The sequence below is a fragment of the Paenibacillus tianmuensis genome (assembly GCF_900100345.1).
Classification (GTDB): Bacteria; Bacillota; Bacilli; order Paenibacillales; family NBRC-103111; genus Paenibacillus_G; species Paenibacillus_G tianmuensis.
In genome coordinates, this window is sequence record NZ_FMTT01000008.1 from 156,162 (window position 1) to 171,104 (window position 14,943).

Annotated in this window: 14 protein-coding genes and 1 pseudogene; 7 read left to right on the forward strand and 8 right to left on the reverse strand. The window is 45.9% G+C overall.

Annotated features, from left to right (window positions below; genetic code table 11):
• The 5 genes and pseudogenes from BLO51_RS30200 to BLO51_RS08255 all read right to left on the reverse strand — a co-directional run.
• Positions 1-668: pseudogene (locus BLO51_RS30200) on the reverse strand (collagen-like domain-containing protein); the annotation flags it as partial.
• A gap of 604 nt (positions 669-1,272) precedes the next feature.
• The gene (locus tag BLO51_RS30205) at positions 1,273-1,710 is read right to left on the reverse strand and encodes a class I SAM-dependent methyltransferase (RefSeq protein WP_245719578.1); all 438 of its coding nucleotides are present in this window, start codon (positions 1,708-1,710) and stop codon (positions 1,273-1,275) included.
• A 323-nt stretch (positions 1,711-2,033) separates the two neighbouring features.
• Positions 2,034-2,675: an acetyltransferase gene (locus BLO51_RS08245; protein ID WP_090669593.1), complete on the reverse strand. Its 642-nt coding sequence runs from the start codon at positions 2,673-2,675 to the stop codon at positions 2,034-2,036.
• Positions 2,672-3,811: a DegT/DnrJ/EryC1/StrS family aminotransferase gene (locus BLO51_RS08250; RefSeq protein ID WP_090669596.1), complete on the reverse strand. Its 1,140-nt coding sequence runs from the start codon at positions 3,809-3,811 to the stop codon at positions 2,672-2,674. The genes BLO51_RS08245 and BLO51_RS08250 overlap by 4 nt, the downstream gene beginning before the upstream one ends.
• 114 nt (positions 3,812-3,925) lie before the next feature.
• A complete protein-coding gene (locus BLO51_RS08255; protein WP_090669598.1) occupies positions 3,926-4,792 on the reverse strand; it encodes a glycosyltransferase family 2 protein in 867 nt (288 codons plus the stop codon).
• A 213-nt stretch (positions 4,793-5,005) separates the two neighbouring features.
• Here BLO51_RS08255 and BLO51_RS08260 point away from each other — a divergent pair, with 213 nt between their 5' ends.
• The 3 genes from BLO51_RS08260 to BLO51_RS30760 all read left to right on the forward strand — a co-directional run bounded on the left by BLO51_RS08260 (position 5,006) and on the right by BLO51_RS30760 (position 8,044).
• Positions 5,006-6,535, forward strand: a complete 1,530-nt coding sequence (locus tag BLO51_RS08260) for a glycosyltransferase (protein ID WP_090669656.1) — start codon at positions 5,006-5,008, stop codon at positions 6,533-6,535.
• A 331-nt stretch (positions 6,536-6,866) separates the two neighbouring features.
• Positions 6,867-7,925, forward strand: a complete 1,059-nt coding sequence (locus BLO51_RS08265; RefSeq protein WP_245719579.1) for a DNA-binding protein — start codon at positions 6,867-6,869, stop codon at positions 7,923-7,925.
• Positions 7,922-8,044: a hypothetical protein gene (locus BLO51_RS30760; RefSeq protein WP_281180333.1), complete on the forward strand. Its 123-nt coding sequence runs from the start codon at positions 7,922-7,924 to the stop codon at positions 8,042-8,044. The genes BLO51_RS08265 and BLO51_RS30760 overlap by 4 nt, the downstream gene beginning before the upstream one ends.
• 164 nt (positions 8,045-8,208) lie before the next feature.
• Here the strand turns inward: BLO51_RS30760 and BLO51_RS08270 are convergent, their stop codons facing one another.
• The 3 genes from BLO51_RS08270 to BLO51_RS08285 form a co-directional block, all read right to left on the reverse strand.
• Positions 8,209-10,275 (reverse strand): serine hydrolase domain-containing protein, encoded by a 2,067-nt coding sequence (locus BLO51_RS08270; RefSeq protein WP_090669601.1) that lies wholly within the window; start codon positions 10,273-10,275, stop codon positions 8,209-8,211.
• Positions 10,276-10,523: 248 nt separating this feature from the next.
• Positions 10,524-11,033, reverse strand: coding sequence for a hypothetical protein (locus tag BLO51_RS08275; protein WP_090669604.1), 510 nt, complete (start codon positions 11,031-11,033; stop codon positions 10,524-10,526).
• Positions 11,034-11,519: 486 nt separating this feature from the next.
• Positions 11,520-11,963 (reverse strand): IS3 family transposase, encoded by a 444-nt coding sequence (locus tag BLO51_RS08285; protein WP_090669610.1) that lies wholly within the window; start codon positions 11,961-11,963, stop codon positions 11,520-11,522.
• Positions 11,964-12,279: 316 nt separating this feature from the next.
• Here BLO51_RS08285 and BLO51_RS08290 point away from each other — a divergent pair, with 316 nt between their 5' ends.
• The 4 genes from BLO51_RS08290 to BLO51_RS08305 all read left to right on the forward strand — a co-directional run.
• Entirely contained in the window at positions 12,280-12,717 is a 438-nt protein-coding gene (locus BLO51_RS08290) for a hypothetical protein (RefSeq protein WP_090669613.1), read from the forward strand.
• Positions 12,718-12,734: 17 nt separating this feature from the next.
• A complete protein-coding gene (locus BLO51_RS08295) occupies positions 12,735-12,941 on the forward strand; it encodes a helix-turn-helix transcriptional regulator (RefSeq protein WP_090669616.1) in 207 nt (68 codons plus the stop codon).
• Between the two features lie 497 nt (positions 12,942-13,438).
• Positions 13,439-14,134 (forward strand): hypothetical protein, encoded by a 696-nt coding sequence (locus BLO51_RS08300; RefSeq protein WP_217266703.1) that lies wholly within the window; start codon positions 13,439-13,441, stop codon positions 14,132-14,134.
• A 584-nt stretch (positions 14,135-14,718) separates the two neighbouring features.
• Positions 14,719-14,943: DUF6444 domain-containing protein (locus tag BLO51_RS08305; RefSeq protein ID WP_245719580.1), on the forward strand; the 225-nt coding region annotated here is incomplete at its 3' end.

A 14,943-nucleotide genomic window follows, 5' to 3' on the forward strand; every position in this document is an offset into this window, starting at 1 on the left:
GGTCCTTGATCGCCTTGAGGTCCTTGAGCGCCTGTTGCACCTTGCGGACCTTGAACGCCTTGAGATCCTTGGGCGCCTGTTGCACCTTGCGGCCCTCGGTCACCCTGAGGTCCTTGAACGCCAGTTACACCTTGTGGCCCTTGAACACCTTGAGATCCTTGAACGCCAGTTACACCTTGTGGCCCTTGAGCTCCCTGATGTCCTTGGATGCCCTGAGGCCCTTGAGCACCTTGAGATCCTTGAGCACCGGTTACACCTTGAGACCCTTGAACGCCTTGAGGTCCTTGAACGCCCTGAACGCCGCGAGGTCCTTGAGCGCCTTGAGCACCTTGAGTGCCTTGAGGTCCTTGAAAGCCTTGAATGCCGCGCTGTCCTTGAGGCCCTTGAGGTCCTTGAGCTCCTTGAACGCCTCGAGGTCCTTGAGTGCCTTGAGGCCCTTGAGGTCCTTGAATGCCGCGTTGTCCTTGAGGCCCTTGAGGTCCTTGAGTGCCTTGAGGTCCTGTCGGCCCTTGAGCGCCTTGATTACCTTGAGGTCCTTGCAGGCCGCGCTGCCCCTGAGGCCCTTGAGGTCCTTGAGTGCCTTGTGTACCACGAGGTCCTTGAGGTCCTTGAGGTCCTCCTCCCTGAGGTCCTTGAGGCCCTTGAGGTCCTATCGGCCCAACTGCTCCATTTGTCCGTGCAGCCTCCAAATGACTAAAGATGGGATCGGCTACCACTGTAACTGTTCCGGCATTGGGTTGAATAAATACCCTCGTGCTGTCACCCGGAGCGAAATTCATCTGAGCGGTGAGGTTTACTGAGAAAGGTAGATCCGGATGATCCGTATTTCGGATGAATATCTTCCCGGATTGGTTAGGTCCTTCCAATGCGAGTGCAATGAAGTCCACGGAAGGGTCCGCCGTGAGCCTAAGGCTGACGCTAATCGTATACACGCCGCCCTGGCTGGAGACGAAGGTAGAAGCCACTGGGTTGTACTCGCCGTTCAAATCATACTCAACGGTTGGAAAGGCTACGAAGAACGGTCCGGATGTTGTAAAAATTTGGTCCGTACTTGCACGAGCTCTAAATGCGGATTCGGCCAACTAGATGTCACCTCCGTATACTGGATGTAGCTTCATTCTCAAAACTTAAGATTGTGAAGCTTTTAACATAGTATGTAATGATACGCAGCGAGTCTCGGCGTTTGCAGAGGTAGAATCGTATATTTTACTAAAAAGCCGTCTACCAAACGGCAGCCGGCTTTTTTGCTTCTCATCGCAGTTCGGTAGACTGTCATTCATTGTTCGGAACAATCTGCTTGGTCCCGATATACAGCGTATCTTTCTCGGACAAACCGTACAGGTTTGCTTCCTCGACACCGTATTTATCCGCCAAGTTAAATAAAACGACATGAAATCCGGTCGCTTCCAATCGGCCAACGAAGCCTTCGCGATTATAAATGCGTACGTGATCGTCCTGGCCGAAGTGTTCTTTTCTTGCCTGCGGCGAGGTCACCGTCGGGTCCTCCAGAATCTCCTCGAAGTTTAAAGCGATCGGCACTTGCAGAATGCTCCAGCCGTCCGGTTTCAATACGCGGTAGATTTCCGCCATCGCTTCGTGATCCTCGGTGATATGTTCCAGCACATGGCTGCAAATAACGACATCGAACGTTTCGTCAGCGAAAGACATGGCCGTTAAGTCTATCCGCTCCATTTCCGCATCCTGAGGCATTAAATCGCCGCATATATAGGAAATGTTCGGAAGTCCTTTTAACCATTTCCTTAAATTTTTCTCGGGCGCAATGTGCAGTAATTTGTGCGGCCTTACGAGCAGCTCCGTTTCCCGTTCAATATAAAATTTATATAACCTTTCCCTGTCGAAAGAGGAGCAGACGGGACATATGGCGGTCTGCTTGTTCCACATTTCATATTGACACTTGGGAAAATCGTAAATATCCGGCCACGGGCGAAAACGTTCAGTCGTATTATTGCAATAAGGACAATAGTAAGGACCTTGGTGTTTGAGATGGTCAACCAAATGATTTTTCTCCTTTCCTATCTCTTGTCAAGCCGTTTTTTGATGACGGCCGGCACCCCCGCAGCCATCGTAAAGTCGGGGATATCGCCTTTGACGAAGGCTCCGCCGCCAATCATAGACCAGCATCCGATGCGGCATTTCTCCCGAACCGAGGAACCGATGCCGATGTAGGCTCCTTCGCCTACGGCCACGTTGCCCGCCAGATTCACACCCGGGGCGATGGTGACATAATCGTCAATGACCGTATCATGACTGATGTTGGCACTTCGATTGATGATCACATGGCATCCGATCCGGATATTATCAGTAAGGATAGCCCCTTCGCAGATCATGCTGCCTTGCCCCACGGTATTTCTCCTCGACAAACGGACACGCGGATGGATCAGTGGGTCTGCGATGCGGAATCCCGACCGGATCGTATCGTAAGCGAACCGCTTCTTCAATGCCGGGTCCCCGACCCCGGCGCATACGATCTCGACCTCATGCCGCATCGCTTCGATATCGTCAAGCGTTCCCAATACGGGAACTCCATTCACCAGTTGGCCCTTCATTTCAGGCCGTTCGTCCAGAAACCCCAGCACCTGCACTCCCATCTCTTCACAAAGCCAGTTGACCTCGCGGGCGTGTCCGCCCGAACCCCAGATAATGATCTTTCTCATGTGGCATTCCCCTCGGTAATGCTTCCAAGCACCTTCACAATTCGCCCGACGGTGTCCTCCTTCATTTCTTCCCAGAGTGGCAGACTGACAATACGGTCTCCAATCCGTTCCGTCACCTGAAGATTGGAATGGGGGGAGCTTTGAAACTGCTTCTGCTGATGGCATGCCGGGGAAAAGTAAGTCCGGGCTTCAATCGAATGGGAGGCTAACCGCCGGATGACTTCCCGGTTGCCGAGAGAGTCCGGGCTCAGCAGAGAGAAAAATTGCAGGGGCACCTGTCCCAGCATCTTTTGGGCAGACCATCCCCGCTGCAATAAATCCTGCTGCTGCAATTCACGGCGATAAGTGCCAATGATCGTTTTTCTTCTCTCCTGTACTGCCTGGAACTCTTCGAGAGTGGCCAAGGCGATAGCGGCGGTATATTCGGATATTTTGCTGTTTAAGCCTAACAGAACGGATTCTCTGGAGCTGGAGAAGCCGAAGTTTCCAGCCTGGCGAATTCGCTGAATGAGCTCCTGGTCCGCGCTATACACTAACCCGCCTTCTCCGACGCCAAACGTTTTGGTCGCGTGAAAGCTGAACACCACGGCTCCACCGAAGCCTTTGCCGAATTGTACGTCATCCTCCGCAATGGTCGTTCCAAAGCTGGCAGCCGCATCGATGACGACCGGAATTCCTTCCTGCAGCAGCTTGTTGTATATGGATAAATCGATAGCCGAACCGAAAGTGGCGTAAGGAACGACGACCGCGATCTGCTCGCCCAGCCGCTCGACCGTCTCCTCCAATTGCGCTCTGTTCATTTGCCAATCGTCCGGTTCCATATCCAGAAAATATGGCTCAAGCCCGCACCACTCGGCGGCAAGCGGGGTCGCTGCAAAAGTAAAGCTGGGCATCACCGCATACTTGCCCCGAGGCTGCTTGCATTGCGATATCGCCAGCATCAGCCCGAGTGTAGCGTTATGCACCGTCACGGCTGAGCCGATGCCGCCGAACATTTGGGCGATCACGCGCGTTTCAAACAGATGATTTAAGGGGCCGTAATTGGAGTAAATCCGGCTTGCTTCTATTTTTTCAAAATAAGAAAGCAACCGCTCCTTTTTGACTAAATTCGGTCGCAAGAACGGAATTTCATACATAAGACAACCTCTTCCCGCTGGAATCCGCTTCCAATCAAAATGTGTATACCTTATCGTATGAACCCCATGAACGGGAGGAACGGCGAACACCCGGCTCCCGATTTTCGCCGCGCCTCATTCTATCGTATTCAAGATCGAATCGATTCGCTGAATGTCCGCTGCAAATTGTGGGTTTCCTTGCACGCGTTTGCGGTAAGCAAGAAGAGCGGTTTTGTACAACTCCTCCGTTTCGAGAAAACCGTCTTCTCTGGAGGCGATTGTTATATCGAGCCATTCGCTGAACGCTTTGAAGCCAAGCGTGCTGTTGTTTTGACTGGCATGTAACCGAAAGTAGCTGAGCGCTTCCGGAATATACACCGCTTTTCCCTTGGACAATAGAGATAACCAGGCAGCCATATCGTTGATCAGCGAATATTGCTTCCCGCGGTATACTCCGAACGGTTCGGTAAGGTCCGCCTTTTTAAACAAAACGGTCGTCGGCTCGCCGATCACATTTAAGCAGCGGGTTAATGCGATGTTCCCCAGCGTTGTTCCATCCATTACTCTCGTCTCTTCGTAGAGTCTGAGCGTTGCGGCGATGGGCGCAAGAAAGCTCCCCGATTCATTGATGGTTTGCCGATAGGATGTGACCAGCGTGATGTTGTCGAATTCGTTAAAAAAATAGAGCATTTGGGCGATCTTCTCTTTATGAAATACGTCGTCATCCATCAAGTAATTGATATATTCCCCCGAAGCCAGGTCGAAGCATTTGTGCCAGTTTTCAAGAAAAAGGTTTTTCTCGTTTTTATGGTATTTGATCTGTGGATAAGACGGCAGATAAGCCGCTTCCAGCATTTGTTGCACATCGTTATTGGAGCTGTCGTCGCAAATGACGATTTCGATATTCGGATAGGTTTGTTCGAGTACGCTGTCGATGGCGATTTTTAGCGTATGGGGCCGGTTATAAGCGGGAATAACGACACTAACCAACGGATGTTTCAAGATGACTCCACCTTTCTTTTAAAATGAACCCGCATTGTACGATAGGTTTGCTACCTCCCAGAGTATGCGCTCTCAAGCGAAATGTGCGTTCATAACAAGGCTTTTAGGCGGACAAATGTTCGAGCAGAGGAATACACTGCGTATGTGAAAAAAGAGAATGGATCGGCACTTGGGCTCCAACTTGTGTTCGACATCTGGGAAAGGGGAATCAACTTGTCGTCGGACTTCATTCCTTTATTGACGGTTCATCTGTTTGTATCAGACAAAATTTCGAAGAATAAATTGAAAGCACCGATCTTGAGGCTGAAAGAAAACCACATCACCGTGAAAATGTATGGGCCTGATGATCCATTAGTCGATGCCGGCCCCCGGAAGCCGCGCGTCTATGCTTCCATAGGAGACGGATGGAAACCTTTTACAACTCTAAGTTCGCTGCCTGTTCAGGAAAAAAAACGTTGGCTGCACTTCCATTCGCCGGACGAACTCGAATCGAATAAATTGTTTTATTGCTGGCTCAGAGGGACAGATCCTCTCCCTGAAAACAAAACCGTTCCTCCTACCCGTTTTTCTTCCGATACGCCACTGATCTCCGTGTTCACGGCCAGCTACAGGTCAAAAGAAAGAATTCAACGTCCTTATCAATCGCTGTTAAATCAGACTTACCCGAACTGGGAATGGGTCATTGTGGACGATTCCGGAGATGACGAGGAGACTTACAAGAATGACTTGCTTCCATTGAAGGACCCTCGCGTGCGCAGATATCGCCAAGATTCCCGCAATGGCTATATTGGGGCGCTCAAAAGGTATGCCGCAGGCCTTTGTACAGGGGAAATTTTAGTTGAAGTGGATCATGACGACGAGTTGACGCCCGATTGCCTGAAGAAGATCGTTCGGGCATTTCAGCAAAATCCCGAATGCGGCTTGGTTTACGGGGATTGCGCCGAGGTGTACGCAGAGAATCTTCATGCGCATTGGTACGGCTGGGATTGCGGTTTTGGATACAGCGCATTTTATCGGGTCTGGCTGCATGAAATGAACCGCTGGCAAAATGCGCACAGACATACGACGATCAACGGCAATACCGTCCGCCACTTGGTCGGGTTGCCGAATCATCCTCGCGCATGGTCCCGGGATTGTTATCATCTGGTCGGGGGCCACCGGGACGAGTTGCTGGTGGCCGACGATTACGACATGCTGATTCGGACGTTTCTGTGTTCCAAGTTTGCGGCCGTTCCCGATTTACTCTATATCCAATATCGGAACGAAAGAGGAAACAACACCACTTTTCTAAGAAATAAGCAGATTCAGATTTTGGTAAGAGAACTGGAACGGGTTTACCACGATAGAATTCATTCGAGGCTGACCGAGCTGGGGCTGCCGGAGCATCTGCCATACAACCGTATATGGGAGACCTCCGTACACGATCCCGCCCGCAAAACGGCTCATGTCATTCATGAAGACACTACCCGAGTTTCGATCTTGTTCCCGATTCCTTACTCTCATCCGGAAACGGAGCATACGCAATTAAGGAAGACCCTCCAAAAGGGAATGGAATCGGGCTTTAAGAACACCGAGGTTATCGTTGTGGGCCGTATCCCCAAGGAAGTGGAGTTTTTCGCTTCCCAAGCGCCTGCGGGGGCGATCCGTTGGTGGCCGATGGAGCCGGACGATTCGTTGGAGACTTGTATCCAGTACGCGAAGTATTGTGCTTCCTGTAAAGAGAAAGTGGTTGTGATTCCTTGAAAGACCGGGCAGCCTAAGGCATTCAAACAGCGGCAGCTTACATGTCGTGATCTCGTAAGCCTTGCCATGCTGACGCCACGCAGTTAAACGGCCACCCAGAAGTTTCTGGATGGCCTTTTGCTTTACCCATACTCGAATTGACCAGTATCTGAATTTTGTACCAACGATTTCGGCATGTTGTTCTTTTTACCAAATATGTTGAGCGACACTTTTCCTTATATGTCTACACCTTTTATTAAAAATACATAGAATTAATGGCAATATATTGAAAAAATAGTTGTATTTTCGAAAAACAATGTGTTATTATTTTACTATTAAGGGAGGTTAATACATGATTATACATCCCAATATGGAATTAGAGGATATTTTGTCGGAGGACAAGCCGTTGTCATCCTCTCAAATGTATTCGATAGCAGAGCATCTCTTTAAGCTTGGGAGAAAAAAAGATGCCGTACCTTTTTTTCGCTATGTCGTAAATCATGAACAAGAATGTGATCATGAACAATTCATCATGAGTCAGTACCGTTTATTTCTGGCTTTAATAGGGATTGGCGCAGAAGAAAATAAAGAAGCCTTGCTTCGTTTCGAGTCTTACTATAATCAGTTGCCGGAACATATCCGGCTAGATGCTATCCTGCAAATGGCAAACGTTTACTATACGTTTTGGGATTGGGACAAAGTTGAAAGCTATGCGGATGAATTACATACCTTGGCAAAAAAGCGATACGATCAAAAACTAAGAAATGATCATTTGGAAGGCGGGCAAACGGAACGTCATTTGGTGGTATATTATGGACAAGGACTCCTCCTGAAAGGGATCACATTAACCATGCAAGGAAAATACGAAGAAGCGAAACCGTATGTGAAAGAGTATTCCGATCTTGGATGGTTTGAGTTTCTGAACGAAACCGGAAGAAGGGAGGTTGAGAAATTTCGAATTTGGGGTAAGGGGAACATGTATACGCTGGAGCTCATGACCGGAAACAAAAACGTTCTGCACGATTTTTCCAAATTCTTAGATGAACACCCGGAATATACTTTACCTTACATGCTAAGTATTATGGAAGCCGCCAACAAATTTAATCTTCTCGTCGATGAAATCATAGAACGTTTTTGCCAAAGAATCCCTCCTTTAAATTCGTCTATAACCTATATTAACGGCACGCAATTATTTCACTATTGGTATGAGAAATCGATCTACAGCTTTAATAACGGAAAAATTGGAGACGGGATCAACGAACTGCTGTATGCTTTGTACCTTTCCCGCAAAATGCAGTACTATTCCGGATTTGAGCGATGTATTCCGTTATTCGAAGAACATGACGAATACGTGACGGAAAAGCAAAAAAGGGAGTACAAAAACATATTGAATGGAGTGTCTGAACGATGATGAAAAAAATGTTATTATCACTGCTCATGGTACTAATGTTAATTAGTGGCGGACATTTGGCAGAGGAACTTACCGTGACAACAGATCAGTTTGGTTACCATGGTGGAGTTGGCGGCTAACGTTATATAAGGAAAGGTAAAAGGGCTGTTCCAGAATGCCATGTACATATGGCTATGGGAGGGCCCTTTTTTTACAGAGGTTCACGGTATCGGTGTAAAAAAAACAAGCAGGACGCCTCTCATGCGCCCTACTTGTTCTTGTTCATATCCACCTTGAATTGCATTTACTTCAACGTGATTCCAAATTCCGCGTTCGGCGCGCCAGCAAATACAATCTTTCCGTTTTTCGGCAGCTGTACTTTGTTGTTGCCGCTCACAAAGCTATAGTTGATGCACACTCCTGTTTCATCGTATACTGCGAATGCACTATTCGCGGGCAGCGTCACGGTCATCGTTTTCCCTGCCGCTTGCGGGATCGTAAACCATTTCGCATGCCCATTCGCTTGCAGCGTTACTTTGGACGATTTGCCTGCAGGGAGCGGTTTTACATTTGACTCGTTCACGAATAGCATTCCGGCCTCTTCCATGTATTCATGGCCGCCCTCTGTATAGAAGCGGGCTTCACTTGTTTCGCGGCCTGCCAACACGGGGATCTGGATCTGATGCGCCGCTGTGTTCGGACCTGTTATTTTTTTACCCTCCCAATAGCCGGGGAAATCTTCCTCACGAGTAATCTGGCTTGTAAGTATTTGCATTGAATACATCACAGAGTTGAATTTTTCGTTCACAAGATAGAACTTGGCGCCTTCCCGCTTCTTCCAAGCAGAGGCGGTTTCCTTGGATAGCTTGTTATCTTCTAACTTCTCAGCTGCATACTCAGACAGCGCATCTTGCCCCAATCCTGGCTCCGTTCGATATATACTCCTCTTCAAATAGGTGCGTCCATTCTTCTCGGTTACGAAGCTGAGCTTGGAGGTACCCTCCTTATTGACAAAACTTCCATCCGCGGTATACACATATTTTTCCTCTGGTTTGGGAGATAAGAACAATTCCCCATCCTTCGAAATGTTTAGTTTGAATTGGCTACCACTATCGCCGTAATATCCTGCTTGCTTCATCACCTCTTGCGGCATCTTGGCCTTAACAGGTTCGCCAAATGATTTGCCTGGCTTGACGGCCTTGATGACGCCCTTTTCTTTAAGTGCCGCCAGCAGCAATTCATTAGCTAGCATTTGATTTGTAGAGCTACCGCCGCCGGATGACAACACAGCCGCTGCCATCTTCTGTTCAGGAAGCACGACTAGCGCAGCTTTCTGAAATGGCGAGGCGCCGGTTTTAGCCAAGCCCTTGATCCCATATTCACTGAATGGATACAACTTCACACTATCCCATCCGAGGCCATAATTGAACTTACTATCTGCATCTCCCGGCCATATTCCCTTTTTGTACTCCTCCTGCTCCATCGCCTTGACTGCCTTGGCTGAGAGAATCCCTTTGGTCTCTCCCATAAATAATTGGGAGAATCTCACCACGTCTTCGGCTGTAGAAGAAATACCTCCCGTGCCAATCCCATTCGACCACTCATTCGGAAGCTGTCCTGTATATATAGGAAAATAAAGCCCTGCCCGCTTAACGTCTTTCTCTGGGTCTAGCGACGTCTTCGTATGATTTAACTGCAACGGCTTTGTAAAATGGTGATGTAGAAAGGCGGTAAAGCTCATGCCACTCACTCTTTCCACCAGAATCTCAGCCAGCCAAAAGCCGTCGTTGCAATATACTGAGAACGCACCTGGGTCCGCCTTTAAGCTTTGATGAGACAATTGCTGCAAAAACGTATCATGGGAATAGATATTATTATCCCCAAATAAATATCCATTGCTATTACTGGAACCACCTTGCAGGCCGGAGGAATGGTTCAATAGCATCCGTGGTGTGATCTGTTTGTACCGTTCATCCTTCATCTTAAAATCAGGAATATATTGGGTGATAGGCGTATCTAAATCGATCTTACCTTCATCCACTAGCTTCATCACTGCAGCCGCCGTATACACTTTGCTGACCGATGCAATGCCGTATACAGTATCTTTGGTCAACGGCTCTTTTCCTTGCATGTCGTTTTTACCGGTCTGACCCGACAAAATAATGTTCCCATTATCAATCAGTGCATACTGCACGCTGTTTGCCCCATGGGACTCCGTCAGGAGTTCCGCTTTCTCCGCCGCAATCTTCTCCAATCCTTGTTGACTTGCTACTACTGAAGTCTTAGGGGTGGGAGCCGCCATCGACTCTGTTGGTAGAATCATGGGGAGTGCCAATGTAACGGCTAGCACCGATGCGAGTTTATTTTTCATGTTATGACTTCCTCTCTCTAACTAGGTGTATGTTCAACAAATCCTAGTTTAGTTTTTTTATGATCTGGACGAACTTGTCTCTAGGCTAGTTTTAGTCTGGACTAACGTCTAGGGCAATCGGTGTAAAAAACAAGTAGGACACCTCTCGTGTGCCCTACTTGTTCTTGCATATCCACCTTGAATTACTTCTACCAAGCAAAAAAAGGACCTCGTATCAGGTCCTCAGAGTGGTTACCCCAACATCCACATCACATAGGTTGCCTACAGCACCCATAGCTCCAGTAGCAGTAATAATGCGGTTCCCGCAAAATCTGTCCGCAGTCGGGGCAAATAGCTTCTTGGCGTGGATTAACGCGAATGACAGCTACATCCTTCAGGTTGAAAATCGATTGCACGGACTCCTGTCCATGTTCACTGATTCCCTGCTGCATAAACTCAAATGCTCCGTACGTGCGCCCACACTGGCACTCAATACGGTTGGAGTAGGCAAGCCTGGTTTCCTCGATCCCCAAATCGGATTGGATTCGAGCCTTTTCTTCGTACGACACCGGCTCAAGTCCCGTGCCTCTGATCATCTGGGGAGTCCAGTACCACGAGTTGACTGCTGTGAATTGAGCACGGGTGAGGTAGAAGGTCGCGGTCCTGCCTGCCATCACAGCTTCCTGTACTGCGGCTACGACAATACCATCCTCCGCCACCATCACGGCCTTGCCGCCGCTAACGACTGACTCGATGTCAGCCAGCGAGAACTTACGCACATCTCATCACTCCAAAGAAAAAATTAAGGGGAAAGTTACCTTACATAGTCGTGTCCCAAATCGGTTGAACAACTACCAAGTAATTCCCCTTAGTTTCATTATTGGACATGATAAACACACGTATACCTTTTATTCGTGAACTAATCGAATTTAATAGCAAGAATACTAAGAAAAAGAAGCTCCCCTTTAAGTTAAACCATGGTGTTGTCCTCAAACACACTTGAAGACCTACATAACTCCAAAGAATGCCTTCAACAGCAGGCCAGTACTACGAATTGCATGATGAACACTCCGCGCCGGTCTAAAACCATAGGATACCGGATGGAAATCACTTTCCCATATCGGCTCCATTACCATCAGCATTGCCCTTTGCACGATACGATCTCGAAGACATGGAATGCCTAACGGCCTGAGTTTGCCATTGGCTTTATGAAAAGTTAAGCTACTCATATCCTCCTCGTTAATAGGTTTGTGCGCAGCTCAAACTTAACCGACCTGTACCATCTTGTGGGCATAAAATTCGGCGGGTGTTGCATAATCAAGTGACTGATGTGGACGGGTGCAATTGTATTCATCGATGTACGCCCGAACGTCTTTAAAGACCTCTTTAGGCGTTGTGTAGGTGTGGTAATAGAGCTTCTCCCACTTTAGATTACGGAAGAATCGCTCCGTAATGGCATTGTCCGTGGCCCTTCCTTTGCCATCCATGCTAATTGCAATTTCTTTCTTTTTAAGCAGCCGAATGTAGTCACTGCTTGTAAAATGACTGCCCTGATCACTGTTCAGTATGGTAGGCTTAGCTTTATGAAACGCCTTGTTCATCGCCCTTAGTACAAAAGAGCGTTCCAAGCTATGAGAGAGCTCCCAACTCACGATATAACGGGAGTACCAATCGATGATAGCGACCAGGTACATAAAGCTACCTTGCATGCGAAGTGAAGTAAGAGACGGGGCGTAGTCGAACTATTTCCCCGTTTCTCCTTCCCGAACCGGACATGCACCTCTCAGCGCATCCGGCTCTCCATTTAAGTGTTGCTCATAGCAAAGGCGACTTCATCATAATAGGATTCAATAGTTCGGCGTTTGTCTGAACGCACTTCTAAAAAGTATATGCCTCATCGGCAATTTCAATCAACCGTTTTTCTGAGACGAATCATAGAGCCGGCAGCAAATTCCCCCTTGAAAATGTAACACAAAGGTTATATAATGAGTAATATAGGTTACAGAATTAAAGGAGGAGACACATTTGATATCTGAAATAACTCAATTGGAAATTAAAAGGAGAACAATTATTATTGGTAATTTGCTTGGTTTTGTCGTGTGGCAACTTCCCTATTTATTTCATTATTTCACTTCCGATCCCAGCTGGAAGTTATCAGGTTGGACCTCCGCTGTTTCTATCATTGGTTGGTTCATTTGGACGTATTTCCTCATTCGAATTGTACAATTTTCACGACTCCTTCGAAAAAAACGCAAGTTAGCAAGTACCTTAATCGATGAATATATTCAAGTGATTCGAGTTAAGAGTTTTGCTATAGGATTTTGGGTGCTCTTAGGGGTGATCGTACTTTTGGTTACGCTAAGCTTATATGTTGATCTGAAGGTCCGGTTTGTTTTGTTTACATTAATTTTTGCCGGAGTCATTGCTCCCCTTGTGTCTTACCTGATATTTGAAAAAGACTAATTTCGAAGGTGAATAAAATGAGTGAAGATATCCTAGAAAACACAATAAAAGTACAAAGGGCCAAAATAAATCTTACCCAGGAGCAGTTAGCTGATTTGGTTGGGGTAACCAGAAAAACCATAAACACAATCGAAAATGGTAAGTTTGTGCCTAGCACACTGTTAGCGATTAAACTGGCAAGAGTTTTGGGGGTAACGGTAGAGGAGTTGTTTATCCTCAAGTAACAATAAGTAATATAGTTAAAAAACTTTCTTTTGTTAAGAATTTTTTTATGTACTCTGATTATAACCGATTTCAACTATTCTGCCCGTTTAACGCCCATATCCAGTCTAATACTTTATTTTTCAGTCTAAAGCTTTATTTTCCTCGAACAATTTGTGTAGAAGGTGGGCAAAACCAAGACGTTAATTTTCAATTTAAAATTAAGGCTTTCATTGGAGGTCTTAATTTTTTGTTAAAAGCAACTTTTTTTGAAAGTCCGTAGTTAGTGCAGACCATTGGACCTTTCCCATCTCGTTCTGCTAATTGGTGGAATTATTACAAATGAACAAGCTTATATATCTGACTTTGAAAAACTTAAAGACAGGTTTGGCGAAACAACCAATCCAATGGGTTCAACGAGAATATGGCTATCTTAAACCCTGCAAAAAATAAAATGGACTTTGACGCAACCTCCTAAGATATTCAATTCACAAATAGAAAGGATTTTATTATGAGATGGATGAAAGAAATTGAACAATCAGAACCGATAAAGGGGATTATAGTACCACGAGAAGATTCAACCAATTTTAAGATAAAAAAAGAAACATCAACCCCCGCGATCTATACTTATGATTTAAGCTTACTGAGTCAATGGATAATCGTCCCCTTTCTACTCAATACGAGTCAAGATCATGTCATTCAACTTCCGATTCATTACAAAGACGACTACTTGTTGCTTATGAAAACTGTCGGCATCCATTTTGATACGATTAAAGTTATTTATATCGATGATAAAGTAGATGAAGTGATACTCAAAGGTTTAAAACTAGAATCCAAAAAGGAATTTCAAACAATTCTTTTTACTAAGGAAAAAATTCACCCAGTAGTACGAGATTTTTATGTCAAGTCAAATCACATTACTCCAAAGGAAAATCTATTTCATGTTATTTTAAATGTAAAGCAATTCGAACTGGATCTTACTGAATTTGTTAATGGCAGAGAGTTCTCTACAGATCAAGACACTTCACTTTGGAATTTTCTGCAAAGGAACTTTCTTGAAAAATATGGTGAAATCAACCTTGCACCTGAGGGATGGGATTTAGAAGATGAGTTATTATATTCCGAAACGCTCCACTATTTCTGTACCTTCGCCAGAAACATTTATATGTACGTGAATATCATCAACAATAAAGTAAGAGGTTTGAAAATTATATAGCATCTGGTTGCATTCAAATTCAAGTTTGTTTAAGTATCATTTGAAGGAGAAGTATGGTGTAAAGAACAGCGACACTTCGCTGTTGGGGTTTGAGTAATCCAAAATGTGTTACTTTAGGGATGAATTGTTAAAATTTTTAGATGCATTAGGTAGCCTTTGACTGCTTGTCAAACTGCTTATTTGCCAGATATTGCTCTCGGAAGTTTCCTTTTGCTGGACTCAAGTACATCTCACCTCTTTCCTTTTTATGAATTTAACTCTTTGTCCTATTCTTTTTAATTTGATAAATGTACAACTTCATTTGAGCGAAAAAATCCCCGCCAGCATTCTCGCGAATGTAGCAGGGATTTAACTTGATATGATTTCTTTTGGACTGTCGCCATGTGTAAATCGATTTATTACTTTCAATAAACTGTGCTCCTTCCTTTATATTGATTCCATTTAAGAATCTGGTATAAGTTATATTACTCTAAAAAGTAACTACTCAGTACCCCAAGTTTAGGGTACTTTTTTTATACTGGATAGGATTTCAAGAACTTTGGTCGAATATATCCCCATAACGACTTTTGGGGAGGGCTTGCGTGATGGTGATGAATCTGAACCCGACGCCAGAGCAAATCTTGAAAATCAGCAAAGGCGATCCAGAGATTGCGGCTTTCATCACCGCTTTGCTCGTGCAAAATCGCCAACAAACCGAACAAATCGCACGGTTGGAAATCCGTGTCAAGGAATTAGAACGCAAACTCGGACAGAATAGCAACAATAGCAGTAAGCCGCCCTCCAGCAACGGGTTCGACAAACCGGCTCCT